The 26,990-nt window shown below is 73.7% G+C and carries 26 protein-coding genes; 10 read left to right on the forward strand and 16 right to left on the reverse strand.

Annotation, left to right across the window (positions count from 1 at the left end; genetic code table 11):
- Positions 1 to 47: 47 nt before the first annotated feature.
- Together AB0G84_RS07650 and AB0G84_RS07655 are read right to left on the reverse strand one after the other, a co-directional pair.
- Positions 48 to 1,286: a glycosyltransferase gene (locus AB0G84_RS07650; RefSeq protein ID WP_361316990.1), complete on the reverse strand. Its 1,239-nt coding sequence runs from the start codon at positions 1,284 to 1,286 to the stop codon at positions 48 to 50.
- On the reverse strand, positions 1,283 to 2,410 hold the full coding sequence (locus tag AB0G84_RS07655) for a glycosyltransferase family 1 protein (protein ID WP_361316992.1): 1,128 nt from the start codon (positions 2,408 to 2,410) through the stop codon (positions 1,283 to 1,285). The genes AB0G84_RS07650 and AB0G84_RS07655 overlap by 4 nt, the downstream gene beginning before the upstream one ends.
- 156 nt (positions 2,411 to 2,566) lie before the next feature.
- Between AB0G84_RS07655 and AB0G84_RS07660 the strand changes: the two genes are divergently transcribed.
- Positions 2,567 to 2,788, forward strand: a complete 222-nt coding sequence (locus tag AB0G84_RS07660) for a DNA-binding protein (RefSeq protein ID WP_361316994.1) — start codon at positions 2,567 to 2,569, stop codon at positions 2,786 to 2,788.
- Between the two features lie 217 nt (positions 2,789 to 3,005).
- Complete coding sequence (locus AB0G84_RS07665) at positions 3,006 to 3,410, forward strand: hypothetical protein (protein WP_361316996.1); 405 nt, start codon at positions 3,006 to 3,008, stop codon at positions 3,408 to 3,410.
- Between the two features lie 336 nt (positions 3,411 to 3,746).
- Here AB0G84_RS07665 and AB0G84_RS07670 read toward each other — a convergent pair whose 3' ends face one another.
- Positions 3,747 to 5,171, reverse strand: coding sequence for a HEAT repeat domain-containing protein (locus AB0G84_RS07670; RefSeq protein WP_361316998.1), 1,425 nt, complete (start codon positions 5,169 to 5,171; stop codon positions 3,747 to 3,749).
- A 319-nt stretch (positions 5,172 to 5,490) separates the two neighbouring features.
- Between AB0G84_RS07670 and AB0G84_RS07675 the strand changes: the two genes are divergently transcribed.
- Positions 5,491 to 6,957, forward strand: coding sequence for a SpoIIE family protein phosphatase (locus AB0G84_RS07675; RefSeq protein ID WP_361317001.1), 1,467 nt, complete (start codon positions 5,491 to 5,493; stop codon positions 6,955 to 6,957).
- 271 nt (positions 6,958 to 7,228) lie between these two features.
- Here the strand turns inward: AB0G84_RS07675 and AB0G84_RS07680 are convergent, their stop codons facing one another.
- Positions 7,229 to 8,758 carry a hypothetical protein gene (locus AB0G84_RS07680; RefSeq protein WP_361317004.1) on the reverse strand — a complete coding sequence of 510 codons (1,530 nt, stop codon included), beginning with the start codon at positions 8,756 to 8,758 and terminating at the stop codon, positions 7,229 to 7,231.
- A 285-nt stretch (positions 8,759 to 9,043) separates the two neighbouring features.
- On the opposite strand from AB0G84_RS07680, the gene AB0G84_RS07685 reads away from it, so the two are divergent.
- On the forward strand, positions 9,044 to 10,177 hold the full coding sequence (locus tag AB0G84_RS07685; protein WP_361317007.1) for an aminoglycoside phosphotransferase family protein: 1,134 nt from the start codon (positions 9,044 to 9,046) through the stop codon (positions 10,175 to 10,177).
- A 402-nt stretch (positions 10,178 to 10,579) separates the two neighbouring features.
- Positions 10,580 to 12,586, forward strand: coding sequence for a peptidoglycan recognition family protein (locus tag AB0G84_RS07690; protein WP_361317009.1), 2,007 nt, complete (start codon positions 10,580 to 10,582; stop codon positions 12,584 to 12,586).
- 97 nt (positions 12,587 to 12,683) lie between these two features.
- On the opposite strand, the gene AB0G84_RS07695 is transcribed toward AB0G84_RS07690, so the two are convergent.
- From AB0G84_RS07695 to AB0G84_RS07705, 3 genes are all read right to left on the reverse strand, one after another.
- Positions 12,684 to 13,184: a hypothetical protein gene (locus tag AB0G84_RS07695; RefSeq protein ID WP_361317012.1), complete on the reverse strand. Its 501-nt coding sequence runs from the start codon at positions 13,182 to 13,184 to the stop codon at positions 12,684 to 12,686.
- A gap of 99 nt (positions 13,185 to 13,283) precedes the next feature.
- The gene (locus AB0G84_RS07700; protein WP_361317014.1) at positions 13,284 to 13,679 is read right to left on the reverse strand and encodes an ACT domain-containing protein; all 396 of its coding nucleotides are present in this window, start codon (positions 13,677 to 13,679) and stop codon (positions 13,284 to 13,286) included.
- Between the two features lie 10 nt (positions 13,680 to 13,689).
- The gene (locus AB0G84_RS07705) at positions 13,690 to 14,298 is read right to left on the reverse strand and encodes an ABATE domain-containing protein (protein WP_361317016.1); all 609 of its coding nucleotides are present in this window, start codon (positions 14,296 to 14,298) and stop codon (positions 13,690 to 13,692) included.
- 50 nt (positions 14,299 to 14,348) lie between these two features.
- Between AB0G84_RS07705 and AB0G84_RS07710 the strand changes: the two genes are divergently transcribed.
- Genes AB0G84_RS07710 through AB0G84_RS07720 form a run of 3 tightly spaced genes read left to right on the forward strand, consistent with a single transcriptional unit; the run spans position 14,349 to position 16,539 of the window.
- Positions 14,349 to 15,002 carry a pyridoxal 5'-phosphate synthase gene (locus tag AB0G84_RS07710; protein WP_361317018.1) on the forward strand — a complete coding sequence of 218 codons (654 nt, stop codon included), beginning with the start codon at positions 14,349 to 14,351 and terminating at the stop codon, positions 15,000 to 15,002.
- A complete protein-coding gene (locus AB0G84_RS07715) occupies positions 14,993 to 15,757 on the forward strand; it encodes a maleylpyruvate isomerase family mycothiol-dependent enzyme (protein WP_361317021.1) in 765 nt (254 codons plus the stop codon). Before AB0G84_RS07710 ends, AB0G84_RS07715 begins: the two co-directional genes overlap by 10 nt.
- A gap of 53 nt (positions 15,758 to 15,810) precedes the next feature.
- Complete coding sequence (locus AB0G84_RS07720; RefSeq protein WP_361317024.1) at positions 15,811 to 16,539, forward strand: leucine-rich repeat domain-containing protein; 729 nt, start codon at positions 15,811 to 15,813, stop codon at positions 16,537 to 16,539.
- A gap of 164 nt (positions 16,540 to 16,703) precedes the next feature.
- Here AB0G84_RS07720 and AB0G84_RS07725 read toward each other — a convergent pair whose 3' ends face one another.
- The 5 genes from AB0G84_RS07725 to AB0G84_RS07745 all read right to left on the reverse strand — a co-directional run bounded on the left by AB0G84_RS07725 (position 16,704) and on the right by AB0G84_RS07745 (position 21,214).
- Positions 16,704 to 16,943: a DUF397 domain-containing protein gene (locus tag AB0G84_RS07725; RefSeq protein WP_361317026.1), complete on the reverse strand. Its 240-nt coding sequence runs from the start codon at positions 16,941 to 16,943 to the stop codon at positions 16,704 to 16,706.
- 265 nt (positions 16,944 to 17,208) lie between these two features.
- Positions 17,209 to 18,384, reverse strand: coding sequence for a thiolase domain-containing protein (locus AB0G84_RS07730; protein ID WP_361317029.1), 1,176 nt, complete (start codon positions 18,382 to 18,384; stop codon positions 17,209 to 17,211).
- Complete coding sequence (locus tag AB0G84_RS07735) at positions 18,381 to 19,451, reverse strand: thiolase domain-containing protein (protein ID WP_361317031.1); 1,071 nt, start codon at positions 19,449 to 19,451, stop codon at positions 18,381 to 18,383. Before AB0G84_RS07735 ends, AB0G84_RS07730 begins: the two co-directional genes overlap by 4 nt.
- Positions 19,451 to 20,398, reverse strand: coding sequence for an OB-fold domain-containing protein (locus tag AB0G84_RS07740; RefSeq protein WP_361317034.1), 948 nt, complete (start codon positions 20,396 to 20,398; stop codon positions 19,451 to 19,453). The genes AB0G84_RS07735 and AB0G84_RS07740 overlap by 1 nt, the downstream gene beginning before the upstream one ends.
- 15 nt (positions 20,399 to 20,413) lie before the next feature.
- Entirely contained in the window at positions 20,414 to 21,214 is an 801-nt protein-coding gene (locus AB0G84_RS07745) for a crotonase/enoyl-CoA hydratase family protein (protein ID WP_361317036.1), read from the reverse strand.
- 202 nt (positions 21,215 to 21,416) lie between these two features.
- On the opposite strand from AB0G84_RS07745, the gene AB0G84_RS07750 reads away from it, so the two are divergent.
- Positions 21,417 to 23,045 (forward strand): acyl-CoA synthetase, encoded by a 1,629-nt coding sequence (locus AB0G84_RS07750; RefSeq protein ID WP_361317039.1) that lies wholly within the window; start codon positions 21,417 to 21,419, stop codon positions 23,043 to 23,045.
- Between the two features lie 154 nt (positions 23,046 to 23,199).
- Here the strand turns inward: AB0G84_RS07750 and AB0G84_RS07755 are convergent, their stop codons facing one another.
- The 3 genes from AB0G84_RS07755 to AB0G84_RS07765 all read right to left on the reverse strand — a co-directional run bounded on the left by AB0G84_RS07755 (position 23,200) and on the right by AB0G84_RS07765 (position 25,054).
- A complete protein-coding gene (locus AB0G84_RS07755; protein ID WP_361317042.1) occupies positions 23,200 to 23,490 on the reverse strand; it encodes an antibiotic biosynthesis monooxygenase in 291 nt (96 codons plus the stop codon).
- A gap of 70 nt (positions 23,491 to 23,560) precedes the next feature.
- A complete protein-coding gene (locus AB0G84_RS07760) occupies positions 23,561 to 24,247 on the reverse strand; it encodes a chorismate mutase (protein WP_361317045.1) in 687 nt (228 codons plus the stop codon).
- A gap of 132 nt (positions 24,248 to 24,379) precedes the next feature.
- Positions 24,380 to 25,054, reverse strand: a complete 675-nt coding sequence (locus tag AB0G84_RS07765; RefSeq protein WP_361317048.1) for an alpha/beta hydrolase — start codon at positions 25,052 to 25,054, stop codon at positions 24,380 to 24,382.
- A gap of 122 nt (positions 25,055 to 25,176) precedes the next feature.
- Here AB0G84_RS07765 and paaK point away from each other — a divergent pair, with 122 nt between their 5' ends.
- Positions 25,177 to 26,511, forward strand: coding sequence for a phenylacetate--CoA ligase PaaK (paaK, locus tag AB0G84_RS07770; protein WP_361317051.1), 1,335 nt, complete (start codon positions 25,177 to 25,179; stop codon positions 26,509 to 26,511).
- On the opposite strand, the gene AB0G84_RS07775 is transcribed toward paaK, so the two are convergent.
- Positions 26,465 to 26,899 (reverse strand): VOC family protein, encoded by a 435-nt coding sequence (locus AB0G84_RS07775; protein WP_361317054.1) that lies wholly within the window; start codon positions 26,897 to 26,899, stop codon positions 26,465 to 26,467. The genes paaK and AB0G84_RS07775 overlap by 47 nt on opposite strands.
- Positions 26,900 to 26,990: the final 91 nt, after the last annotated feature.

Below are 26,990 nucleotides of genomic sequence, written 5' to 3' on the forward strand. Positions count from 1 at the left end.
ACCGGTCGCCTCCCGGGCGGGTATCGCCACCCCCTCCGGCATCACCGTCACCACCCGCCCCGCGGGCCGGCCGGGTGCGGCGCCACCGGTGCGGGCACCGGCCGCCCGAGAGCCGTCGGCGCGTCGTGCGCGGCCAGGAAGGCGTCCACGGCGGGCTGCCAGCCGTAGCCCTCGGCACGCCGGCGGGCGGCGGCGCGCCGCGCGGGTTCGGGCCGGGCCAGCACCCGTTGGACGGCATCGGCGAAGGAGGGCCCGTCGTCGAGCGCGGTGTCACCGCCGCTGCCGACGAGACCGGCGAGCGCCGAGGCCGCGCTGGCGACCACCGGGGTGCCGCAGGCGAGCGCCTCCAGCGCGGCCAGCCCGAAGGTCTCGGCCGGTCCCGGCGCCAGCGCGAGATCGGCACCGGCCTGCAGCGCGGCGACCCGGGAGCGGTCGGCGAGGTGGCCGAGGAAGGCCACCGGCAGCCGCTCGGCGTGCGCCCGGGCCTCCAGGCGCGCCCGCAGCGGCCCGTCACCGACCACCACCAGTGCCGCGTCGACCCCGCGCCGGCGCAGCTCGGCCAGGGCGTCCAGGGCCCGGCCCGGCCGCTTCTCCTGCGACAGCCGGGAGCACATCAGCAGCAGGTGCTCCGCCCGTCCCGCGCAGCGCCGGCGCAGCGCCTGGCTGCGACAGTCCGGGTGCCAGACGTCGAGATCGACGCCGAGCGGGGCCCGTACGACGTTGCGCGCACCGGCCCGGGTGAACTCCGCCGCCGCCCACTCGGTGGTGCACACCACCCGGCTGTAGGCGTACGCGGTACGGCGGTTGAGGCGGTCGGCGGCGGCGCGGGCGAGCGGTTGCGGCACGCCCCAGGTGCGCAGCACCCCGTCCACGCTCTCGTGCGAGACCATCACCGCGGGCACCCGGGACCGGCGGGCCCACTCGCCCGTCCAGCGCAGCGTCGTACGGTCGGAGACCTCCAGCCGGTCGGGGGCCAGCGTCTCCAGCAGCCGCTGCAGCCGCCGTCGGTCGGTCAGCATGCGGTAGCCGCCGCTGCCCGGCAGCTCCGGCCCCGGCAGGGTGATCACCCGGCCCTGTGCGGTGAGTTCGTCGCGCACCCCGTCCGGGCCGACCGGGCCGCCGGTGCCCAAAGGCCCGGGCACGATGAGCACCGGCTCGTGCCCGGCGGCCCGGTAGCCCACGCCGAGTTCGCGCAGCGCGGTGCGCAGTCCGCCGGAGGCCGGGGTGACGAAGTTGGCGATCCGTACGATCCGCAGTCCGGCGCCGTTCTCCCGCCGCCGGGTCATGCCGCCACCGCCGTCCGGTCAGCGAGCACCGCGTCGTAGTGGCCCAGGAGCTGGTCACCGACCGCCGCCCAGGTGCGGTCGGCGACAGCGCGGCGGGCCGCGGCGCCGTACCGCGCCCGCAGCTCGTCGCTGCCGCCGAGCAGGCGCACCGCGTCCCGGAACGCGGTGCCGTCGCCGGGCGTCACCAGCAGCCCGGTACGGCCGTGGTCGACCAGGTCGACCGGTCCGCCGGCCCGGGGGGCGACGACCGGCACGCCGGAGGCCATCGCCTCCTGCACGGTCTGGCAGAAGGTCTCGTACGGTCCGGTGTGCACGAAGACGTCCAACGAGGCGTAGAGCCGGGCGAGTTCGTCGCCGGTGCGGCGGCCGAGGAAGCGGACTTCCGGGAGCGTGGTGCGCAGGCCGGCGGCGCTGGGGCCCTCGCCGATGACCACGGTGCGGACGCCGGGGAGACGGGAGGTCTCGGCCAGCAGCCGGACGTCCTTCTCCGGCGCCAGCCGTCCCACGTACCCCACCAGCAGCTCCCGTCCCGCCAGCAGGGAGCTGCGCAGCACCGGGTCGCGCCGCCCCGGCTGGAACCGGCGGGAGTCGACACCGCGCGGCCAGAGGTGGACCCGCGGTACGCCGTGCTCGGTCAGGTCCAGCAGCGCCGCGCTGGAGGGCGCCAGGGTGCGGTCGGCGGCGGCGTGCACGGCGCGGATGCGCCGCCAGGCGGTGGCCGCGCCGCCCCCGAGGTAGGTGCGGGCGTAGCGGCCCAGGTCGGTCTGGTAGACGGCGACCGCGGGCACCCGCCGGCGGGTGGCGGCGGCCATGGCGCGGGCGCCGAGGACGAACGGGCTGGCGAGGTGCACCAGGTCGGGCCGGTGGCCGTCGAGCGCGGCGGCCAGCCGGCGCCCGGGGAGCGCGATCCGCACCTGCGGGTATCCGGGCAGCGGCATCGAGGGCACCCGGACGACCGGGCACGGGCTCTCGGTCGTCCGGTCGCCAGGCGTCCCGCCGCCCAGCGGTGCGATGACGAGCGGCTCGTGCCCGCGCCGTACGAGGTGCCGGGCGGTTTCCAGGGCGCAATGGGAGACGCCGTTGACATCGGGCGGGAAGGATTCGGTGACGATGACGACACGCATAGGGCTGTTGTCGGCGGGGCGTGCGTTCAGGACCCCACGTGGATCTTTCCAGCCGGAGAACGTCCCATGAGCGTTCCCCGCAGGCGGGCGGGCGCACCGGCGCGAGGGGTGTCACGCTGGGAGCGGAGGCGGTGCTGCGGACGGTGAGGAGGCCCCGTGACGGCGGACGACGCGACGACGGGTGAGCCCTCGGACGGCATTCCTCCGGCGGTCGGCGCCCCGGCTCGCCGGGCCCTGGAGCGCGCGGGCTATCTGCGGCTCTCCCAGCTGGCCGGTGCCAGCACGTCGGAACTGCGCCGGTTGCACGGGATGGGCCCCAAGGCCCTGGGCATCCTGCGCGACGCACTGGAGGCCGAGGGGCTGTCCTTGGCACCGTAGCCGGCGGGCGCCGCCCACCGGCCCGTCATGCCGCCCACCGGCCCGGAACACCGGCCGCCCACCCTGTTGAGGCCCGCAGCCAGCTGGACCGCCGCTACGAACACGGGGCTGAGCGCTTTCCGGCCTTCTCAGCATTGCTTCCGCTCTGGTCGACTAACGCCGCCGCACACGCCGAACCGCACCCGGCCCGGCCTCCGGCGCTGAGAGAATCGATCGCGTGATCCGATGGGCATCCCGGGCTCCATGGTGGGTGGTGGCGCTGGTGACCGTGTATGTCGCCGTGCTGGTCTTCGTGGGAGCCGTTTCACACCTCACTGACCTCATCCGCAGCGGCCTGCATCCGTACAGCTGGGCTCCGGACTGGCTGAACCTCTACTGGTCCGCACTGGCGGCCTTCGACTCGCTCGCTGCCCTGCTCCTGGTCCTCGGGAGACGAGCGGGCGTGGACCTCATGTGCGTCATCATGGCGACCGACCTGATGGCCAACTGGTATGCGGCCTACGGCATCCAGCACAGCGACTTCTCCGCACAGCCGGGCCTGCAACGGCTCGCTGCCTTCACCCTGCTCGGGCTCGCGACAGGGCCCTTCGTCCGGTCCCGTCTCAGCGTCGGCACCCTGTGAAACGACGTCTTGAGGATCACCGCCGACGGTCGGCGACCGGCCCGAAGCCCGCCCCCGAACACCGGTCGGGTACGGGGGAGGCGGTCGGTCCACTGGTCGGCGGAGGGCTCGGCGCGGGTAGCAGCAGGCCGCCTGTGCTTCCACGGGGCAGGAAGCCCCGCCCCGTGCCCGAAGCTGACGGTGACCCGGGGGCGGCGGGCGCACAGCAGCTTGCCGGTGGGGTTCGCGCGGTGCTGCCGGAGGCCCGGACCGCACCCGTGTCGCCGTTGTCCGCGGATGTGGGCGATGAGGCCGTTGCCCTTCCACGGCCCTCGGACCGATGCGCCCCTCCGGGCCTCACACCGCCGACGCGTCCGGCCCGAACCGGCTGCGCACCGCTAGCTGGACGTCGGCCTCCTCGGCCGGATCGGTGGCGAGCCGGCGGAGCTGTTCGACGACGCGGTCGTCGCCGGTGGCGGCGTGCAGGGCGGCCAGCTCGCGGGTGGTCTCCTCGCAGTCCCACAGGCACTCGACGGCGAAGCCGGCCGCGAAGCCGGGGTCGGTGGCGGCCAGCGCGGCGGCAGCCCGGCCGCGGAGGTGGGAGGAGGAGGTCTCCCGGTAGATGTGCCGCAGGACGGGGGCGGCGCAGGCGACGCCGAGGCGGCCGGTGCCGGTGACCAGCTCCCACAGGCCGGCCGCGTCCGGGCCCTCCTCGCGGACGGTACGGCGCAGCGCGGCCAGCACCAGCTCCGCGTCGCGCTGGGCGCCCCGGCGGGCCAGCACCGCGGCCGCGGACGCGCCCAACCGGTCGGCGCGCGGGGCCCAGCCGCGGGCCCGCTCGACGGCGGCGACGCTGCGCATCCGCTCGAACGAGGCGAGCGCGGCGGAGACCAGCGGTTCGGACGAGAGGGGGCAGGTGGCGGCGGCCTCGATCAGGTCGAGGGCGTCCGGGTCACCGCGCTCGGCGAGGTGGTGGAGTGCGGCGGCGCGCGCCGCGTCCGGCCCGCTGCGTGCGGCCCGCAGCAGTTCCGGGCGGTCCTCGGGGCCGACCACGGCGGCGAGGCAGCGGGCGGCGGCGAGGTGGCGGTGCTCGGTGGGTTCTCCGTCCAGGCCCTGCTGGGCCCATTGCAGGACCTCGGTCACACTCCATCCGGGGCGCGGGCCGCGGGGCCGCAGCTGCCGCTGCCAGCGGTCGAAGGAGCCCTGTTCGCCGGCGGCGGTCAGGCGGGGGCCGTAGCGGGGGTCCTCGGCCCACAGCCGCCAGGGGCGGGGTTCGAAGGCGTCGCGCACGGCGGTCGCCAGCTCCGCTTCGCCCTGCTCGGTCTCGGGGAAACGGGCGAGGACCGCGGGCGCGAGGCCGAGCAGCCCGGCGTCGTCGTCACGCAGCGCAAGCTCGTCGAGGGCCCAGCGCCAGTTGCTGCCGGCCGCGGCGTAGCTGCGCAGCAGCAGCCGTGCGGCGTCCCTGCCGTAGGCGGCGAGGTGGCCGAGCACGGCGAGCGCGAGACCGGTGCGCTCCTCCCCCGTGTCGACGAGGTCGTCGGGGTGGAAGAGGTGGCGTTCGATCTCTTCGAGCCCGCCGTCGAGCTGCATGTAGAGGCGCGCGTAGTAGAGCGAGCGGTTCTCGACCTGCCAGTCGCGTCGGGGGTCGCGCAGCACACTGTCGTTGAGTGCCGCGAGCGCCTCGGCCCGCGGCGCCGCGAGGGCATGCAGGGTCCCGTCGCCGCGGCCTCGCTGCAGGAGGCCGAGCAGGGTGCCACTGGGCGCTATGTCTGGATCGAACATGAGGTCAGCATCCGGTGCGGGGGGCAGGCTGGCAACGGGATTTCCGCTGCCCGGCATTCTTGCCGGTGGTTGCGGGCCGTATGCACGGTGTCCCTCTTGACCGGGTGGTATCGACGGAAACGCCTGCGGTACGGCGGCCGAAGCCTAGCCTGGAACCCGTAATTCCGCAGGTCCGGCCCGGATATGCCGGGGAGGGCCAATGGCATATGCCAGATGCACCACCGTATCGGGTAGTGCCAAATCCCTTACGCACGGTCGCGGCCTGTGCGACAGTCGTTACCGGCCCTCAGCCCGGCGCCGCCTGATCACGGAGTACGTCATGCCGTCCCCTCTCTTCGCGGACCATCCAGCAGACCGGCCCCCCGAGCGCGAGACCGTCGAGGCCCTCATCACGCAGGCGCGCCGCCTGCGCGGCGGCCTCGACGCGGTGCGCCGGGAGTCCGCGGTGGACACCGACCTCGCCACCGACCCGCAGCTGCGCTGGCAGCGGGCGCTGTGCGATCTCGCCGTGCACCACCTCGACGATCTCGACGGCCACCTCGACCAGCTGAGAACCGGCCTGCCTACCGAGAGTGACGACGACGGGGTCGCGGCGGACGCCCCGCCGGCCACCGCGGCGGAACCCGAGCCCCCGCAGCGCGGCGCGCTGCTGCGCCGGGTGGGCAGCGCCGAGTGGAATCTGCTCACGGACGAGGTCAGCTGGTCCGACGAGCTGTTCGCGATCTTCGGGCGGTCCCCCGCGGAGGGTCCGCTCACCCTCGACGAGCTGCCGGCGCTGGTCCACCCCGAGGACCAGGAAGGGCTGGCCGCCATGGTCACCGACTGCCTGGTGGACGGCCGGCCGATCGACGGCGAGTTCCGCATCGTGCGGCCGGACGCCACGCTGCGCACGGTGCACATGGTGGGCGAGCCGGTGCTCGACGCCGACGGCGGCACCGCCTGTATGTGGGCCGTGCTGCGGGACGTCAGCGAGCTGCGCCGCAGCCAGCAGGCGGTACGCGAGACCCGTGACTCGCTGCACCGCGAGCGGCAGATCGCGCAGACCGAGCACCGGCTTGCGGTCGAGCTGCAGGAGGCCGTGCTACCGCCGTGGCGCGGCTCCCTGCGGTTCCCGCAGGGCGGTCCGGTCGCCCTCGACCTCGCCGGCCGTTACCTGCCGGCGGGCACCAGTGCCCTGATCGGCGGGGGCTGGTACGACGCGCTCCAACTCCCCGATGGCACAACGCTGTTGAGCGTCGGCGACCTCACCGGTCATGGCGCCACCGCCACGTCCGGGATGGCGATGGTGCTCGGTGCGCTCCGGGGAATGGCGGTCGCCGGTCACCGGCCGGGGCCGCTGATGGCGTTCCTCAACCAGCTGCTGGACACCGCCGCCCAGCCGGCGCTCGGCAGCGCGGTGTGCGGCCGGTTCGCCCCGGAGACCCGGACGCTGGAGTGGGCCCAGGCCGGGCACCCCGCACCGCTGCTGTTCCGCGGCGGCACGGGGCGCGCGCTGGACCCGCCCGAGGGCGTGCTGCTCGGGGCGACCTCGGGTGCGTCCTACACCCAGCACACCGAACAACTGGAGCCCGGCGACCTGCTGGTGCTGCACACCGACGGCCTGCTGCCGCGCCGCTCGCACGGCCCCGACGCGGCACACGAAGGGGCCGAGCGGCTGCTGTCCCTGGCGCCGCGGTTCGCCGGGGCCCGGAGCGCCCAGGACAGCGTCCGTATCGTCGTCGAGGAGTTCGGCAGCGCCGAGCGTGAGGACGATGCCTGTGTGCTGGTCGCCAGGGTCGGCGACTGACGCACCGCGCGGCGGCTGGGGCAGGCCGGCGGATCCGACGCCGTCCGCCCCGGCGGAGCCCGTCCCGTACGGGCCCGTCGGTGATCGCGGTGGAGGGCTGCGGTGAGAGGTGAAGTTGCCTATGACGGATGACATCTGACGTTTGATCAGGAACGCAGAAGGCCTGCCTGACCACGGGCGTGCGGCGGCGCCCCGGTACGGCTCGGGGTGCGTCCTGGGGGCCGGTCGGCAGGGCCCGGCGCATCCGGCGCCGGAGCGGCCCTGTCGCGCTTCAGACCGAGAAGTTCTTGCCCACTCCCGATCCGATCCCCGGTCCGAGTCCGGACCCCTTGGCCTTGGGCTTCGCCTTCGGCAGGACGTGCTGGATCTCCTCGCGCAGGTCCTGGATCTTGGCGTAGTTGGCGTACTGCCCGGTCAGCCGGAACATCTCGCGCAGTCGGTCCCAGGTGCGGTGGGAGGAGTTCTCGCCGATGGACACCAGCGCGAGCCTGGCGTAGCGGTCGGCCTGTTCGGGGTCGTCGCCGATGAAGCAGGCCGACGCCATGGAGATGTAGTCGAAGATCTGCGACCGCTGGCGGCCGCCCGCACGGAGCTCCAGGGCCTTCCTGGCGTGCTGCTGGGCGATCTTGGCGGCCGCGGGGTCGTGATCGGCGAGCGTACGGAAGGCCAGCGCCTGCATGCCGTGCAGATCCGCCTCGTCGAACATCTGCATCCAGCAGGGCGGCGGTACGTCGCTCTTGTCGGAGACGAACAGCTCCTCGGCCTCGCCGAGGGTGCGCCGCATGGCCTGGCCGTTCCCCTTGGAGGCCTGCGCCCAGGCCTCGATGGTGTGCAGCATGGCGCGGGTGCGCGGCAGGGTCTCCTCGCCGGAGCCGGACTTGGCGAGCTGCATCAGGTCGAGCGCGTCATCGGGGCGGCCCAGGTGGACCATCTGGCGGGCGGCGCGGGACAGCGCCTCCCCGGCACGCGGGCGGTCGCCGCCCTCGCGGGCCGCATGGGCGGCGATGATGAAGTACTTCTGGGCGGTGGGCTCCAGGCCCACGTCATGGGACATCCAGCCGGCCAGCACGGCCAGATTGGCGGCCACCCCCCACAGCCTCCGCTGCAGATGGTCGGGGTGGTGGTAGGCGAGCATGCCGCCCACTTCGTTGAGTTGGCCGACCACGGCCTTGCGCTGCAGCCCGCCGCCGCGGGCCGCGTCCCAGGCGCGGAAGACCTCCACCGAGCGCTCCAGCGCATCGATCTCCTGCGACCCCACGGGGGCCGCCTCATAGCGGTCGAGGCCGATCTGGTCGAGTTCGTCGAGGGAATCGGAGGCGAACGGGGCACGGTGGTGTGGGGTGCGGGCAGGGGCCGGATCGGTGTGCAGCCAGTCGTACATGGCGCCGGTGAGGGCGGAGCCCGCGGCGAGCGCTGCGCCCGCCCCCACCAAGCCGCGTCGGTTGAGCATGAGGTCCATTCCCGTGAATTCCGTGAGGACCGCAGCGGTCCGGTCGGGTGCCCACGGCAGACCGTCCATGGCCTGCCGCTTCCCCGAGCGACCGGTTCTTGCGAACCCGAGGTCCTCGATGGTTACGACACGGCCGAGGCGCTCGGTGAACAGGGAGGCCAGAACCTTGGGCACCGGATCCCGGGGCGTCTCCCCCATGTCGATCCAGCGCCGCACCCGCGAGGTGTCGGTCGCCAGCTGCGGATGGCCCATGGCCGCCGCCTGCCGGTTGACCAGTCTCGCGAGCTCTCCCTTGGACCAGCCTGCCAGGCCGAAAAGGTCCGCGAGACGGGTGTTCGGCTGCCTGTCCACGTCAAGCCCCCAGGTTCCTCGACTGAGTTGACAGTAACGGCCAGTGACGTGCGCTGCGACCATTCGCCAGGGTTCGCCAGGGTGCGCCAGATGGTCTGCCACCCGCAGCCGAGTGTTCTGTAGATGTGCCGCCCTCGGCCTGGTGGCGGGACCGCATTCCCCAGGGTGCGCGCCCTTCACAGGGACCCTGGATCGGCCTTCTGCACGAGGCCCGTTCACGGGTTCTCTCCACCAGGCCGGGGAGCGCACGCAACTCGTCGGCGCACGAAGGGATCTGTCTCACCCATGTATGCAGCATCGTCCGCCGTGACCGCCCCCACCCGGCCGTACCGCCCCCACCCGGCGGGCAACGGGCCGTACCTCACCCCCTCCCCATCCGCGGGGGCGGTACCGGGTCTCGCCGGCGGACGGGGTCGGCGGACGCAGGGGACGGGCACCCAACCGCTCAGCGGGAGGCTGGACCTGTCCGGGCCCCAGGGCGCCCAGCTGCGCGCCGCGGTCGCGTCGGTGCACCGCATCTGTCCGGAGTTCAATCCGGTCCAGGTGCTGCGCCGCAGCGGGAAGTCCGTGCTCCTCGTCGGCACCACGGGCCGGATGACCGCGGTCGCCAAGTGTTTACTGGACCACTCCTCCGCGTGGGCAGAACGCTTCCGGCAGGAAATAAGTGCATACCGCGCATTCGTCCGGCACCGTCCGCCGGTTCGGGTGCCGCGGCTGGTGGCGGCCGACCCCGACAACTGCACGCTGATCGTGGAGCGGATGCCCGGGCGGGTGGCGGCGATGACGCGGCACCCCGCCGAGGCGCCCCCTCGTGCGGACGTTCGGGCCGCGCTCGGTGCGATCTGCCGGCTCAACCTGTGGCGTCCGCCGGCCGGGCTGTTCGACACCCCGCTGGACTACCTGGGCCGGATCGGCCGCTACCACGACCTGGGGCTGCTGACCGACCGTGACCTGGGCGACCTGCAGAAGCTGCTGCACGGGCTGTCGCATACGCAGGGCCAGTTCTGCCACGGCGACGCCCTGCTGAACAACGTGCTGCTCTCCCCGGCCGGCCCGGTGCTGCTGGACTGGGACAGCGCCGGCTGGTACCTGCCTGGCTACGACCTGGCGACCCTCTGGTCGGTCCTCGGCGACGCCCCGGTGGCCCGCCGCCAGATCAGCCAGCTCGCCCAGAATGCGGGCCCGGCCTCGCGGGACGCCTTCCTGGTGAACCTGATGCTGATCCTGACCCGTGAGATCCGGCGCTACGAAACCGCGGTCCAACGGACCATGCGCGAGCCCGCGCCGACGGGCGCACCGGGCCCGGGGCACCCCGGTGTGCCGGCTGCGGGCGAGGAGCAGCGGCTGCTGCTCCGCCGGCTGCACGACGACTGCCAGATGGCGCGCCGTGCGGTACGGGCGGCGGTCGGCACCCGCTGACCACCGGAGAGCGGGGGTGCCTACCTGGAGGGCACTCCTGAGGGGGACTGTGAGCGGCGCACCCGGTACGGGGATGCGCCGCTCACCCATGTGTGCGTCCGGACCCCACACCCCTGTGCCCGTCGGGATGCCTCACCCACCCGGTCTCCGGGACACGCCCGGTCCGGGATCGGTTCATTGGTCCATTCCACTGACGCCCCGCAGGCCCGGCACCGCTCCGGGAAAGCTCCTCTGGAGATGCCCTGACATGCGGAATCCTGACCCGGCACGGTGATTGACGGACCGTCGGCACACGTATGGCTCTGGGCCCGGCCAAGGATCTACGCTCGGGTCCCGTTCCGCACGGCCGTTTGCGCACCAACCGTCACATCGCCCGGTTCGGGCCGGTACGAGGAGGTTGCTTTGCGAGGATCCGCCCCGGAAGACGAGAAGAGATTCCACCGACCCGCCCTGCGCAGATCCACCACCGCGATCGCGGCGGCGCTGCTGTTGCTGCCGCTCTCGGGGGCGCCGTCGGCCAGTGCCGGGCAGCCCCGGACGGACCGGTTGCAGCAGGCCTTCACCGAGGCCGCCGCCCGCTTCCATGTGCCGCGCAGTGTGTTGCTGGGCGTCTCCTACCTGGAGTCCCGCTGGGATGGCCACGCCGGCGCGCCCAGTGTGTCCGGGGGCTACGGCCCGATGCACCTGACCGATGCCCGTACGGCCCTGACCGGGGCGCCGGAGTTCAGCGAGGGCAACGAGGACGCCCGCGGGGACTCCTCGCGCGCCCGTAAGCGGGTACCGGCCGGTGCGGTGCAGCAGGCTACGCTGCCGGCCGAACTCCCGGCCCGGATGCGGACCTTGGCGACGGCGGCGCGGCTGACCGGGCTGCGGGCCGAGCGGCTGCGCACGGATCCGGCGTCCAATGTGCTGGGCGGGGCGGCGCTGCTGGCCGCCGCGCAGCGGAAGCTGGGCCTGCCGGCGAGCGGGGACCCGGCGCGGTGGTACGGGGCGGTGGCGCGCTACGGCGGCCAGGACAGCGCGTCCGGGGGCAAGGCCTTCGCGGACGAGGTGTTCGCGGTGATGCGCCAGGGCCAGGCCCGTACGAACGATGCCGGGCAGCGGGTCACGCTGGCCGCCGCGCCGGGGCTGACCCCCGACGCCGGACAGCAGAAACGTCTCGGCACGCCGTCCGACCCGGCGGCACGGGCCGCCCGGCGCCGGTTGGAGTGCCCCCGGAGCGTGGCCTGTGAGTCGGTGCCGGCGCCGTACGAGGAGTTCGGCGACAACGACTACGGCAACCACGACAAGGCGGACCGGCCCAGGGACCAGAAGATCAACAGCATCGTCATCCACGACACCGAGGGGCCGTGGGACGTCACCCTGAAGCTGATCAAGGACCCGACGTACGTGTCCTGGCACTACACGATCCGCTCCGCGGACGGGCTGATCGCCCAGCATGTGCCGACCAAGGACGTCGCCTGGCACGCGGGGAACTGGTACCTCAACGCGCACTCGATCGGCATCGAGCACGAGGGCTTCCTCGCCGCTCCGGACGCCTGGTACACCGAGGCGATGTACCGGGCGTCGGCGCACCTGGTGAAGTACCTCAGCCGCAAGTACGACGTGCCGCTCGACCGGCAGCACATCCTGGGCCACGACAATGTGCCGGGCACGACCACGTCCACCATCGCCGGGATGCACACCGACCCCGGGCCGTACTGGGACTGGGCGCACTACTTCGCCCTGCTGGGCAAGCCGTTCCACGCCGCGCCGGGGCACCAGGGCGGGCTGGTGACCATCCGTCCGGACTACGGCGCCAACAAGCCGCGCTACACCGGCTGCGAGAAGCCCGGTGACACCTGTGCGCCGCACGGCTCCGGGGCGGTCCGGCTGTACACCGCGCCGAGCGAGAGCGCCCCGCTGGTGAAGGACATCGGACTGCACCAGGACGGCAGCGACTCGACGCAGGGCGTGAACGACACCGGCGCCCGCGCCACAACGGGCCAGCGGTTCGCGGTGGCCGGCCGGTCCGGCAACTGGACAGCGATCTGGTACCTGGGGCAGCGGGCGTGGTTCCGTAACCCGGCCGACGCACCGACCGCGGTCAACGCCCGGGGGCTGGTCGCCACGCCCAAGGAGGGCCGGACCCAGATCCCGGTCTACGGACGCGCCTACCCGGAGCGGGACGCGTACCCCGAGGGCGTGCCCTACCAGGCGGTCTCGCCGCTGCCGTACAAGCTGGCCGCCGGGCAGAGCTACGTGATCGGGGGCCGGGTACGGGGCGAGTACTTCTACTCCCCGACGTTCGACGTCTCCGAGCACGAGGTGGTGCGCGGCGACGACGTCTACTACGAGATCCAGCTCGGGCACCGCGTGGGGTATGTGCGGGCGGCGGACGTGGAGGTGCACCGCTCAGACCCCGAGTAGATCCCACACCGCCGGGCGGGCACGGCACCTCGGTGGGCGGGGCGGACCCCCCGCGTCCACCGGGGTGCGCCGGTCCGCCGCCGGTCCGGGCCGGCGGTCAGCCCTGCTGGAAGAGCTCCGCCGGCAGCGGCTTGAGCAGGGCGTAGAGGTCGTCGGTGATCGGCCGGTCCCAGCTGGCGATGGTCACCAGCACGCCGTCGCTGCGGTCGAACTGGGCGCAGGAGATCCGGCTCTCGGAGCACTTGATGCGCTTGACGATCAGCAGGTTGTCGTCGTGCATCACGGGGGTGTCCTCGCTCTCGACGACCGTGACGGGTTCGTCGTTGCCGAGCGCCGCCAGCAGCTGGGCCACCTCGAAGGGCACCTGTCCCTCGTCCAGCTCGCGGGCCGGGGAGCCTTCCGGCAGGTTGCCGATGATCATCGCCGGCCCGCGGCCGCCGAAGAGGTCGTAGCGGAGGAAGACGCCCTGGCAGCTGCCATCGGGCGCGGGCAGCAACCCGGCTCCCAGGTTGCCCGGCCAGTCCCCCGGGTCCATGGCGAGAACGTCGAAGTCGGGACCGGCGGGCGTGGCTGCGCTACGGCGGCGGAGGAAGGACATGCCGCCATCGTACGTGGCCCGGGCGGGCGCGCCGCGCGGACGTCGGGGTGGGGAGCACTCCGCTTGCGGGGCGGCCGGCGCTCCCCCGCGTGCCCGGTATCAGGCCTGTTCGGACAGCTCGTGGAGGACGCGCAGCGCCTCCTCGGCGGCCTCATGGGGCACGAAGAGGTGATCGTGGTGGAAGCCGGCGACGACGTTGCAGCTGAGGCCGGCCCGGCCGAGCGCGGTGGCCAGGGCGGCGGTCAGGCCGACGGCGTCCAGGGCCGAGTGCACCCGCAGGGTGATCCAGGCGGCGCGGTAGTCGTACGCCAGACCGGTGCGGTCGGCCTCTTCCTGGCGGAGGACGAGGGTGAGGCCTTCGGGTTCGGCGACGGTGACGACCGGGGCCAGGCCCGGGGGGACCGCGCCGGACACGGAGGTGAAGACGTAGGTGCCCTCGTGCAGCTCCGGCCGCAGCCCCCGCAGCAGGACCTGGAGATCGCGTTCGCCGGTCATGCCCGACACCTTAGCTGCCGTCCCGGCGGCCCTCCCGCTGCCGCTGGTGGTGCCGGGCCACCCGCGCCCGGTTGCCGCAGGAGGGCTTGCACCACGCCTGGCGGGCGTGCTCCTTGACGAAGTAGCGCACGCAGCGGGGGGCGGGGCAGGCGCGCAGCAGGGCGCGCTCGGGCCCGTCGAGGAAGGCGATGGCGGCGCGGGCGAGCGCTGCGAGGATCCGGTCGGCGGGCGGCGGGGAGCCGGCGGGGCTGAGCCGGACGGCGGGCGGCGCGTCCGGCGCCCAGCTGAGCCGCGGTGTGGTGGGGACCAGGGACGCTGCGGCGTTGAGCCGGCGGACCGCCTCCTCTTCCGGAAGCAGCCGGTGGGCGTCGGCGGAGCTGGGCTCGCCGGGGCGGACGGCGCGAGCGAACAGCGCCCGGACCGCGGCCCGCAGCTCCCGCACGGCGGTGTGCAGCGCCTCGTCGGGGGTGACCGGGTCGGCGGCGCAGTCCAGGAGCGCGGCCCGTTCACGGATCCAGGCGGTGAGCCCGGCGGTGTCGGCGAGGTCGTCGGTGACACCGCCCTGGCCGTCGTGGCGGAGGGTGACGGCGAGATCGAGTGCGAGCCGTGTGGCGGTCATAGCGCTAATGGTAGCGTCGCCCTCAACCATTAGAGCGAGCGAGGGGGATCATGCCGGACCTACGGCAATTGCTGCGCGAACTCCCGGTCTTCACAGGAGAGTTGCCGACGTTCGACCCGGTGGACACTCCTGGGGAGCCGGTCGCACTCTTCACCGACTGGCTCCTCGGCGCGGTCCGCGCGGAGGTTCCCGAACCACACGCCATGACGGTCTCGACTGCGGACGCCGAGGGGAACCCGTCGGCCCGGACGCTGATCCTCAAGGAGGTCGATGCGGACGGCTGGCGGTTCGCCGCACACGCCGACAGCACCAAGGGCCGTGAGCTGGCGGCCCGCCCGTACGCCGCGCTGACGTTCTACTGGCAGCCGCTCGCCCGTCAGGTGCGGGTGCGCGGGCCGGTGGTGCGGGAGAGCGCGGAGCGCGCCGCCGCCGACTTCCTCGCCCGGAGCGCCGGCGCCCGCGCCGAGGCGCTGCTCGGCCGGCAGAGCGGCCCGCTGGCCGACCTGGCTGAACGGGACGCCGCGGTGGCCGCGTCGGCGGCCCGCCTCGCCGTCCAGCCGGACCTGGTGGCGCCCGGCTGGACGCTGCACACCGTGCGCCCCGAGTCGGTGGAGTTCTGGCAGGGCGACGCGGCTCGCAACCACACCCGGCTGGTCTACCGACGGGCCGGCTCGCACTGGACGAAGGAGCTGCTGTGGCCGTGACGACGGACGGGACGACGCCGCAGGGCGCGACACCGGCGGGCGCGCCGCCAGCCGGGTCCGTACGCGCCGCGGTCGGGGCGGGCCAGGAGCGGCTGCGCGCACTGCTGCCCGACCTGACGGAGGCCGCGGTACGGGAGCCGAGCGCACTGCCCGGCTGGTCGCGGGCTCATGTTCTGGCGCACCTTGAGGGCATCGGTCTGGCGCTGGCCCGGCAGGCCCGCACGGCGCTGCGCGGTGAGCTGGTCGAGCTGTACGACGGCGGGCGCCCGGAGCGGGCCGCGGGGATCGAGACCGGTGCGCGGCGCCCCGCGGGCGCGCTGGGGGACGCGGTGGCGGCGGCGTTGGACGAGGCGGCCGCGGCCTGGGCGGCGGTCGGCCCGGCCGACTGGTCGCGTCCGGTGCGCTATCGCGACGGCACCCTGCTCACCGCGCTGCTGTCCTGGTGGCGGGAGTTGGAGATCCATACGGCGGACGCCCGGCTCGGCCCCGGTCCGCAGGACTGGTCGCGGGAGCTGTGCGGCCATCTGATGGAGCACCTGGCGCCCCGGGTCCCGCGCACCGCGCGCCTCGTCCTGGCGGCCACGGACGCGGAGTTCCGCAGGGAGTACGGCGGTACGACCGGGCCGGAGGCGACCGTCCGCGGCCGGCTCACCGACCTCACGGCCTGGGTGGCCGGGCGGGCACCGCGAGGACCGCTGGACTGCCGCCGGGCGGGCGCGAGTGCGCCGCTGCCGGAGCTGCTGGACTGGCCGTAGCCCGCACCACCGGAACCCGGTTCTGTGAGCCGTACGAAAGAAGGAGACCGCCCGTGTCCGCACCACCCCGCACCCTCACCCTCTGGAAGGCGGACCTGCGTTCGGTGCCGGCCGAGGCCTGGCGGCGGACGGACTGGGAGGTGCTGATCCTGGCCGACAACCAGCTGGCCGCGGTGCCGGCGGAGTTGGGCCGGCTGCGGGCGCTGCACACCCTGGACCTCGGGCACAACGCGCTGACCGCGGTGCCGGACGCGCTCGGCGACCTCACCGGCCTGACCCGCTACCTCTATCTGCACGACAACCGGCTGACGGGGCTGCCGGACACCCTCGGGGCGCTGACCCGCCTCGGCTACCTCAACCTCGGGGAGAATCCGCTCCGACGGCTGCCGGCCGCCGTCGACTCGATGACCGGCCTGGTCGAACTGCGCGTCCAGAAGGCGGAGTTGACCCAGCTCCCGGACTCCTTGGGCGGGCTCGACCGGCTCCGGGAGCTGTGGCTGGGCGGCAATGCGCTGGCCGAGCTGCCGGGGAGCGTGGCGGCGCTGCGGGAGCTACGGCTGCTGGAGCTGCGGGACAACGCGCTGCCGCGGGTCCCCGAGGCGCTGGCCGCGCTGCCGCTGCTCCGCCGGCTCGACCTGCGCGGCAACCGGATCGGACGGCTGCCGCCGTGGATCGCGCGGCTGCCGTCGCTGGAGAAGCTGGACCTGCGCTGGAACTCCGTCGACGACGGGGCGGAGCCGGTGCGGGCGTTGCGGGCGCGCGGGTGTGTGGTGCTCACCTGACGGGCCCGCGGCGGCGCCGGCCGGTGCCGGCCGGTGCCCGGTCCGGCCACCGGCCCGACGAGGGCGAGGGCGAGGGCCGCGAGCCGGACCGCGCCGGCCGCCGCGAAGGCGAACCGGCGCCCGGCACCCGGCACCCAACAGCCCGCGCAACCCGGACGGACCGCCTAGGTGAGGTCGAAGGCGCCCTCCCGCGCGTCGAGGACGAAGGCACGCCATTCGGCCGGGGAGAAGATCACTGCCGGGATCTCCGGGCTGCGGCGGTTGCGCATGGCGATATAGCCCTCGACGAAGGCGACTTGGACACCGCCCACGCCCTGGGTGCTCGACTGCCACTCGGCCTGCGTCAGATCGAGATCGGGCCTGGGCCCGCCCATGAGTCGCTGCTCGGTGATGCTCTCGGCCACGTCTCCCGCTCCTCCCGGTTCCGGTTCGTCCTCCGCGATCAGCCTAGCCACTGCGTCCGGGGACGGACAGGGGACGTGGCGAGGCGGTGGGCAGTGCCGGAGCGCCCTGGTGGGAAACGGAGTTGCGGGCACGCCGGCAACGGAGTCGCGGGCACGCCGGGCAGAGCTCCCCGGTGCCAGGACTCCGGAAGGGGCGCCCCGGCGTCAGGCCGCCGGCCCGGTCGGCGCCCCGGCGTCAGGCCGCCGGTCCGGTCAGAGCGCCAGTTCAGGCCGCCGGGCAGTCGGCGCCCACCAGCCACATCGAGAAGAACTGGGCGCCGCCCCCGTAGGCGTGCCCCAACGCCCGGCGGGCGCCCTCGACTTGGTGCTCGCCGGCCCGGCCGCGGACCTGGAGCGCCGCCTCGGCGAAGCGGATCATGCCGGAGGCGCCGATGGGGTTGGTGGAGAGGACCCCGCCGGAGGGGTTGACCGGGAGGTCGCCGTCGAGCGCGGTGACGCCGGACTCGGTGAGCCGCCAGCCCGCGCCCTCCTCGGCGAAGCCCAGGTTCTCCAGCCACATCGGCTCGTACCAGCTGAACGGGACGTACATCTCCACCGCGTCGATCTGCCGGCGCGGGTCGGTGATCCCGGCCTGCCGGTAGACGTCCGCGGCGCAGTCCTTGCCGGCCTGCGGGGAGACGAAGTCCTTGCCGGCGAAGAGGGTGGGTTCGCTGCGCATCGCCCCGCCGTGCACCCAGGCCGCCGGATGGGGTGCGCGAGCGGCTCCGGCGCGGTCGGTGAGGACCATGGCGCAGGCACCGTCCGAGGAGGGGCAGGTCTCGGAGTACCGGATCGGGTCCCAGAGCATCGGCGAGGCCTGGACCTTCTCCAGGGTGAGGTCCTGCTCGTGGAGGTGGGCGTAGGGGTTCTTCAGGGCGTTGCGGCGGTCCTTGTAGGCGACCAGGGAGCCGGTGGTGGCGGGGGCGCCGGTGCGGCGGATGTACGCCCGGACGTGCGGGGCGAAGAAGCCGCCGGCGCCGGCGAGCAACGGCTGCTGGAAGGGGATCGGCAGGGACAGGCCCCACATCGCGTTGGACTCGGACTGTTTCTCGAAGGCGAGGGTGAGCACGGTGCGGTGGACCCGGGCGGCGACGAGGTTGGTGGCGACCAAGGCGGTGGAGCCGCCGACGGATCCGGCGGTGTGCACCCGCAGCATGGGTTTGCCGACGGCCCCGAGGGCGTCGGCGAGGTAGAGCTCGGGCATCATCACGCCCTCGAAGAAGTCGGGCGCCTTGCCGATCACCACGGCGTCGACGTCGGACCAGGTCAACTCGGCGTCGTCCAGGGCCCGTCGGGCGGCCTCCCGGACGAGTCCGGCGATCGAGACGTCGCGGCGGGCGGCGACGTGCTTGGTCTGGCCGATGCCGACGACGGCCACCGGCTCCTTGCTCGCCTCACTCATCGGGTCTCCCCTTCCAGAACGGCGACCAGGTTCTGCTGGAGGCACGGCCCCGAGGTGGCGTGTGCCAGGGCCCGGTCGGACGCGCCGCGCTGGATGCGGGCGGCGGCCTCGCCGATCCGGATCAGTCCGGTGGCCATGACGGGGTTGGCGGCCAGGGCGCCGCCGGAGGGGTTGATCGCCACGTCCGCGGCGTCCGGCCCGTCGAGCCGCAGGGCGCGGCGCAGTACGACTTCCTGGGAGGCGAACGGGGCGTGCAGTTCGGCGGTGTCCACCGGGCGGGCGAAGTAGCCGGCGCGTTCGGCGGCGAGCCGGGTGGACGGGGAGTCGGTGAGGTCGCGGACGCCCAGGCCGTGTGCCTCGATGCGGTGGTCCAGGCCGCGGATCCAGGCGGGGCGGTCGGTCAGCCGGCGGGCGGTGTCGCCGGCGGCGAGGACGACCGCGGCGGCGCCGTCGCCGAGGGGCGGGCAGTGGCCGGCGTGCAGCGGGGCGACCAGCGGCGCGCCGGTGGGGACCGCACCGCGCAGCTGGGCGTGCGGGTTGTCCCCGGCGGCGGCGCGGCTGCGGGCGGCGATCGTGGTCAGCTCCCGCCCGTCGGTCAGCTCCGCGTCGATCAGCGCACGGGCCTGGAGGGCGGCCAGCGCCACCGAGTCGGGCCAGAGCGGGGCGACGTAGTACGGGTCGAGCTGGCGGGTGAGGACCTCGGGGAGGTCGCCGGGCGACGACTTGCCGTAGGCGTAGACCAGGGCGGTGTCGGCCTCTCCGGTGAGGAGCTTGACCCAGGCCTCGTAGAGCGCCCAGGCCCCGTCCATCTCGACGTGCGACTCGGAGATCGGGGGCCAGGCACCGACGCCGTCCAGGGCCATGGTGAAGGAGAAGGCCCGGCCGGCGAGGTAGTCGGAGGAGCCGGAGCAGGTGAAGCCGATCTCGCCGGCGGTCAAACCGGTCTGGGCGAGCACGGCGTGCAGGACCGGCATCAGCATCTCGACCTCGGAGGTCGCGGCGCTGTCGCGGACGTGCCGGCTCTGGGCGAAGGCGACCACGGCGACCTCGCGGGGCGGCGCGCTCATCAGATCAGCTCCTTGTAGCTGTCGTAGGCGGCGTCCGGTTCGCCGGTGGGGCGGTAGTGGTCGGGGTAGCGTCCGCCGTCGGTCCAGACGGGTTCCACCCGCAGGCCCATCCGGACCTGGTCGTAGGGGATGCCGCCGATCCGGGCGTGCAGCGCCAGGTCGGCGCCGTCCAGGGCGATGTGGGCGTAGACGTAGGGGACCTCGATGTCGAGGTTCTTGGCTTTGATGTTGACGATGCAGAAGGTGGTGACGGTCCCGCGGGGGCCCACCTCGACCTGGGTGTCGGTGGCGACGCCGCAGGTGGGGCAGGCGCCGCGGGGCGGGACGTAGACCTTGCGGCAGGCGGGGCAGCGTTCGCCGATGGTCCGGTGCTCGGCCAGCGCCTGGAGGTAGCGGGTCTGGGCGCGGCCCGGGGCGTAGGTGTAGTCGAGCCGGGCGGCGGCGGTGATGCCGGTGACGGGTTCGGCGAACTCTCCCGGGTGCGGGGCGGGTTGGACGTCTGCCGGGGCGTCCGTGGACGGTTCGAAGCAGGCGATGTCGGTGATCGCGCCGGTGCGTGCGGCGGCCCAGCGGATCCGGACCCGCATCCCGGTGCGGACGGCGTCGGGGCCGGGCGCGTCGAGGGCGTGCAGCAGCGCGGTGTCGGCGCCGTCGAGCCGGACCAGGACCCAGGCGAAGGGGGTGGCCAGCGGCTGGCCGCGGCGCGGGGCCGGGTTCCAGGCCCAGGTGGTGACGGTGCCGCCGGCGGAGACCTCGACCAGGTCGCGGAGCTCCTCGGAGGTCACCGGGTCGTACTCGGTGGGCGGTACGACGATCCGGCCGTCGGTCGCCCGTACGCCGAGGACGGTGCGTTCGCGCAGTCCGGTGAGGAAGGCGCTCTGGACGGGGCCGAGCGAGCGGGTGAAGGGGAATTCCACGACGAGGGGCGCCGTGAGGACCTCTGACATGGGGACTCCTGGGGGTCAGGCGCGCCGGTAGACGGGTGGACGCTTCTCCGTGAAGGCCCGGGCGCCCTCTTTGGCGTCGGCGGTGTCGAAGAGGGGCCAGCCGCGGGCGAGTTCGGCCCGGAGTCCGTCGGCCTCGGTCAGCTCGGCGGTCTCGTAGACGGACGCCTTGACGGCCTCGACGGCCAGCGGCCCGCAGGCGTTGATCCGTTCGGCGATCTCCAGGGCCCTCTCCAGCGCGCTCCCGTCGGGCACGACCTGGCCGATCAGGCCGATCCGGGCGGCTTCGGGGGCCGGGTAGGGCCGGCCGGTGAGCAGCATCTCCAGGGCGTGGGTGCGGGGGATCTGGCGGGGTAGCCGGACGGTGGAGCCGCCGAGGGGGAACAGTCCGCGCCGTACCTCGAAGAGCCCGAAGGTGGCGCTCTCGCCGGCGACCCGGATATCGGTGCCCTGGAGGATCTCGGTGCCGCCGGCGACGCAGTGGCCCTCGACGGCGGCGATCACCGGTTTGCGGGGGCGGTGGTGGCGGAGCATCGCTTTCCAGTGCAGGTCCGGGTCGGCGCGCAGCCGGTCGCGGTGGCCGTCATCGGCCAGTCCGTCGCCGGCCAGGGCCTTGAGGTCCATGCCGGCGCAGAAGGTGCCGCCGGCTCCGGTCAGGACGATGGAGCGCACCTCGTCGTCCTGGTCGGCGGCGATCCAGCCGTCGTACAGGCCCACCAGCATCGGCAGGGACAGGGCGTTCTTCGCCTCCGGCCGGTTGAGGGTGAGCACCAGGGTGGCGCCCCTGCGTTCCACGGTGAGATGTTCCGTACCGGCCATGCCGTCCCCCACCCCTTCCGTTCGCGGTCCCCCGAACGAGAACAGGTTGCAGTAGGCGCACGGCGAGTTCAAGGCTTTTCTGACACACAGTCAGATTTCTTGGCCCGGAGCCCTTCCCTGCTCCTCCCGGCGGCGCTCTAATGACCGCCGGGCCCGGTCCGCCGACCGGACCGATCCGGCGTCCGCCCGCTCTGGAGGAGACGTGGAGTACAACCTGGCCGACCTCTTCGAGTCGATCGTCGATACGGTCCCCGACCGCGAGGCGCTGGTGTACCTCGACCATCCGGGCACCGGCGCGGAGCGGCGGCTGACGTACGCGGAGCTGGACCGCGCCGCCAACCGGCTGGCCCACCACCTCGACGAGCACGGCATCGGCCCGGGCGACCACGTCGGCCTGCACCTGTACAACGGCGTCCCTTACCTCCAGGCCGTCTACGCCTGCCTGAAGATCCGCGCCGTACCGGTGAACGTCAACTACCGTTACGTCGAGGAGGAGTTGGCCTACCTCTACCGGGACGCGGATCTGGCGGCGCTGGTCTTCGACGCGGAGTTCACCGGCCGGGTGGCCGCCACCCTGCCCCAGGCTCCCTCGTTACGGCACCTGGTACGGGTCGGCACCCCGCCGCCCGGCGCCCCCGAGCCGAGCCTGACACCGGTCGCGCTGGCGGACGCGGAGGCCGCCGGCTCGCCCGACCGCGGCTTCGGCCCGCGCTCGGCCGACGACCAGCTCGTCATCTACACCGGCGGCACCACCGGAATGCCCAAGGGCGTGATGTGGCGCCACGAGGACCTGTTCTTCTCCGGGATGGGCGGCGGGGCGCCGACCGGCGAGCCGGTCACCCGCCCGGAGGAACTGGCCGAGCGGGTGGCGGCGGGCGGCGCCGGCCTGGTCTTCTTCCCCACTCCCCCGCTGATGCACGGCACCTCCACGCTCACCGCCTTCATCGCCTTCCACTTCGGGCAGAAGGTCGTCCTGCACCGCAAGTACGTGCCCGAGGAGGTGCTGCGGACCGTCGAACGGGAGCGGGTCACCAGCGTGTCCCTGGTCGGGGACGCGATGCTGCGACCGCTGGTCGACGCGCTCGCCGGCCCACTGAAGGACATCGACCACTCCTCGCTGCTCAGCGTCAGCAGCTCCGGCGCGATCCTCTCCGAGACCGTCCGCGCCCAGTTCGCCGCGCTGGTCCCGGGCGCCCTGCTGCTCAACAACTTCGGCTCCTCGGAGTCCGGCTTCAACGGCACCGCCACCGACGATTCAGGCCCCGGCAAGGGGTTCCGGCTGCGGGTCAACTCCCGTACCGCGGTGGTGGATCCGGCGACCCGCACACCGGTGCCGGCCGGCGAGGTGGGCCGCCTCGCGCAGTGCGGGCACGTCCCGCTGGGCTACTACAACGACCCGGCCAAGACCGCCGAGACCTTCTTCGAGGCGGGCGGCGAGCGGTGGGTGCTGCTGGGGGACATGGCCACCGTCGACGGGGAAGGCATCGTCACCGTCCTCGGGCGGGGCTCGCAGTGCATCAACTCCGGGGGCGAGAAGGTCTATCCGGAGGAGGTCGAACAGGCGCTGAAGGCGCATCCGGACGTGTACGACGCGCTGGTGGCGGGCGTACCGGACCCGCGCTGGGGCAGCCGGGTGGCGGCGGTGGTCCAACTGCGCTCCGGATCGGCCCCGTTGGACCTGGCGGGGATACAGCGCCACTGCCGGTCCCGACTGGCCGGCTACAAGATCCCCCGCGCGGTGGTCTTCACCGACCGCATCCAGCGCTCGCCCAGCGGCAAGGCGGACTACCGCTGGGCCAGGGCGGTGGCGGCGGGCGAACGCCGGGCGTGACGTCCCGCCCGGGACTCAGTCGGAACGCCGGGCCGGACGTCCACCCGGCACTCAGTCGGAACGCCGGGCGGGACGGGGCCGGCACGACGAGGGCACCCGGGCTCAGCCGGAACGCCCGGACGCGGCGGGCCCGGCGCGAGGGGCCTGCCCAGCGTCAGAGCCGTACCGGAGCGCTCGGGTGCACCTCACGCTCGATGCGCGGCATGATCTCAGGCAAGTAGATCTTCTGGATGGCCTCGCCGGCATCGTGGGCCTCCCAGTGGTCCCGCGTCGCCCAGCGCTCGACCAGGACGAACCGGGCCGGATCCTCGTGCGAGTGGTACGCCTCCCAACTGACGCAGCCGTCCTCAGCAAGGCACAGCGGGCGCATGCGGGCCAGGGCGTCAGCGACCGGAGTGATGTCCTCGGTCCGGGGAACGTGCGCGATGACGATGAGGTCGAACATCACTCCTCCTTGAGAGGTGCAAGCGTGCGAGCTGGCGACAGAACGCCGGATGTGACGGGCCCGCCCGGGCTCACCCGGTGGCGCAGGCCGAGCGCAGCGAGCGGGCCAGGGCGAGGGAGTGCAAAGCGTCCAGGTGTCGTTCGTGGCGCACCCGGGCCTCGGCGGCGACCAGCAGCGGCCGGCAGGACGGCGCGGAGCGGGCGCCCGCGGAGTCGGCGACGGCGCGTACCAGCGCGGTGTTGATGCGGTTGATCTCCTTGCGCACCTCGCCCAGGTCGGGGCGCGCGGTCGGGGCCGTGTCGGGATCCGCGGTCCACCGGCGGTGCAGGCCGCGCTGCACGACCTTGTTGGCCTCGATCTGGTCCCGGAAGATCCGCACCGTCGCCGCCGGGTCGGCCCCCACCTGACGGGCCTGCTCCGCCACCGCATCGAGCACCTGCCGCTCCCGGGCCGGGTCGTCGATCGGGCTGTCGGTGCCCCACTTCGCCGCGGCCACCAGGTCGGCGGTGGCCAGCCGCTCGGCGGACAGGGTGACCAGCGGGCGGAGCGGTCCGGACCAGGGGGCATGCGCGGGGGCGGCGACCGACGCCGGGGACGCGGACGAGGCGCCCGACGCCGACGCCACGGCCGACGCGGACGAGGCGCCCGGCGCCGGGGACGCGGCCGGCGCCGCCAGGGCGCTGCCTGCCCCGGTGAACAGCACGGTGGCGGCGACGCCGGCGGTCAGTGCGCGGCGCATCGGGAGGGTCAGCTGCACGGTCGGCCTTTCTCGAACCCAAGAACCCCAGGGCCCGCCCGTACGGACGTCACCCCGTCGTACGCCCCGTGGGCGTACGACGGCGAGCCTAAAAGACGTCCGCGCGCAGGGGCCCCGCGGCAACGCCTCCGACTACGAACGGGGCGCGAGGAACGAGGTGACCGCAGCGAGGAACTCGCCGGGGCGCTCCTCGTGGACGAGGTGGCCGGCGCCCTCGACGGTCACCATCCGGGCGTCGGGGATCCGCTCGGCCAGGGCGGCGAGCTGCTCCTGGGGCACCGGACTGGTCGGGCCGCCGGCGATGACGAGGGTGGGCGCGGTGATCCTCGGCAGGGCATCCCACCACCGGGGATCGGGGGTGTGGTGCCCGGCGGCGGCCGGGGTGGCGTCCGGGTCGAACGGCTGCGGGCCCTCCTGCGGCTCGGCCGGCAGCGGTGGGGCCGCCTCCTCCAGGATCAGGCGGTCCACCAGGCCGGGGCGTTCGGCGGCCACCAGCACGGCGGCGGTGGCGCCCAGCGCGTGCCCGATGAGGGTCACCCGCTCCAGGCCGAGCGCCTGGAGGAAGCCGAGGACATCGTCCCGCCAGCGTGCGAAGCCGTACTCCCCCGGCCGGTCGCTGTGTCCGTGGCCGCGCTGGTCGAGGGCGAGGACCCGGTGGGTGCCGGCCAGCCGGCCGACCACGCCCCGCCAGTCCTCACCGTCCTCCCCGAGGCAGTGCAGCAGCACCGCCGGGGGCGCCGTCGGCTCGCCCCACTCCCGGTATGCCAGTTGGACGTCACCGACCTGCACCTTCCGGAGCTCGCTCATGCGCAGGACGCTACCCCTGGGCCGTCTGCGTCACGCCCCTTGACGTGTTCGCCGCGCGCTGATTACTTGGTCCAGCATGCAGCTACCGAATGATCGGTAGGGAGACGAGGCGGTGACACTCCATGCCGGAAGCGGTGACGGGCGGGGCCACGCACGGTGCGGCGTTCGACGAGGCGGAACGGCTCTCGGAACAGGAGCTGCGGGAGCGGCAACTGACCCGACTGCGCGCCTCGTTGGAGTATGCCTATGCGCGGGTGCCCTTCTACCGGGAGTCCTTCGACCGGGCCGGAGTGCGCCCTGAGGACTGCCGCTCGCTGGGAGACCTCGCCCGGTTCCCGTTCACCGTCAAGGACGATCTGCGCGCCCAGTACCCCTTCGGGATGTTCGCCGTCCCACGGGGGCAGGTGCGCCGGATTCACGCCTCCAGCGGCACCACCGGCCGGCCCACGGTCGTCGGCTACACCGAGCGCGACCTCTCCCACTGGGCGGATGTGGTGGCCCGCTCGCTCCGCGCGGCCGGTGCCCGCCCCGGCCACCTCGTCCATATCGCCTACGGCTACGGGCTGTTCACCGGCGGCCTGGGCGCGCACTACGGCGCGGAGCGGCTCGGCTGCACGGTCGTCCCGGCGTCCGGCGGGATGACCGCCCGGCAGGTGCAGATCATCCAGGACTTCCGCCCCGAGATCATCATGGTCACCCCGTCGTACATGCTCACCTTGCTGGACGAGTTCGAGCGGCAGGGCATCGACCCCCGCAGCACCTCGCTGCGGGTGGGGGTGTTCGGCGCCGAGCCCTGGACGCAGGAGATGCGCCGCGAGATCGAGGAGCGGTTCGCCATCGACGCCGTCGACATATACGGCCTGTCGGAGGTGATGGGGCCCGGCGTCGCCCAGGAGTGCGTGGAGACCAAGGACGGGCTACACATCTGGGAGGACCACTTCTACCCCGAGGTGGTCGACCCGCTCACCGGGGAGGTCCTGCCCGACGGCGAGCACGGCGAACTCATCTTCACCTCGCTCACCAAGGAGGCGATGCCGGTCATCCGCTACCGCACCCGCGATCTGACCCGGCTGCTGCCCGGCACCGCGCGCCCCGCCTTCCGCCGGATGGAGAAGATCACCGGGCGCAGCGACGACATGATCATCCTGCGCGGGGTCAATCTCTTCCCCGCACAGATCGAGGAGATCGTGCTCCGTACGCCGGGTGTCGCCCCGCACTTCCAGCTGAGGCTGACCCGCGAGGGCCGGATGGACCACCTCACCGTCCGCGCCGAGGCCCGCCCCGACGCCATCCCCGAGGAGCGCACCACGGCCGTCGGGCTGATCGCACGGGGCGTCAAGGACGGCATCGGCGTCTCGGTCGCCGTGGAGATCGTCGACCCGGAGACCCTGGAGCGCTCGGTCGGGAAGATCAAGCGCATCGTGGACGCCCGGCCGAAGGAGCGCGGTGAGGTGTGAACTTCTCGATGGCCTCCCGGGTGACGGGGGTGAAGAAGTTGACGAGGTTGCCGTCGGGGTCGCGGAACAGCAGCGACCGGTTGCCCCAGGGCATCGTGGTGGGTTCGTTGACGAAGTCGGTGACGAAGCCGGTCAGGTTCTGGTGAACGCGGTCCACGTCGTCGACGAGGAACTCGGTGATCACGCTGTGGTTGTCCGCCGGGCGGGCAGAGCCCGGGGCGAACAGCGGGACGGTGCGGGTGCTGGCGATCGCGAGGGTTGCGCTCGCGGTGTTGAGTTCGGCGAAGTCTTCGGTGGCCCACGTCGCCCGCGCCCCCGTAGCTCGCTCGTAGAACTCGACGAGGCGCGCTACGTCGCTGGTGATGATGCGGATCGAGACGAAGTCCATGGGATCTCCTCGGCTGTGCTGGAGGGCGTGCACGTCGCAGGCTAGGAGAAATAGTGGACAGAATCGGTCCTGTATTCGCGTTAAGTTGTGC

The organism is Streptomyces sp. NPDC020742 (genome assembly GCF_040641675.1).
In the GTDB taxonomy this organism is placed as follows: domain Bacteria; phylum Actinomycetota; class Actinomycetes; order Streptomycetales; family Streptomycetaceae; genus Streptomyces.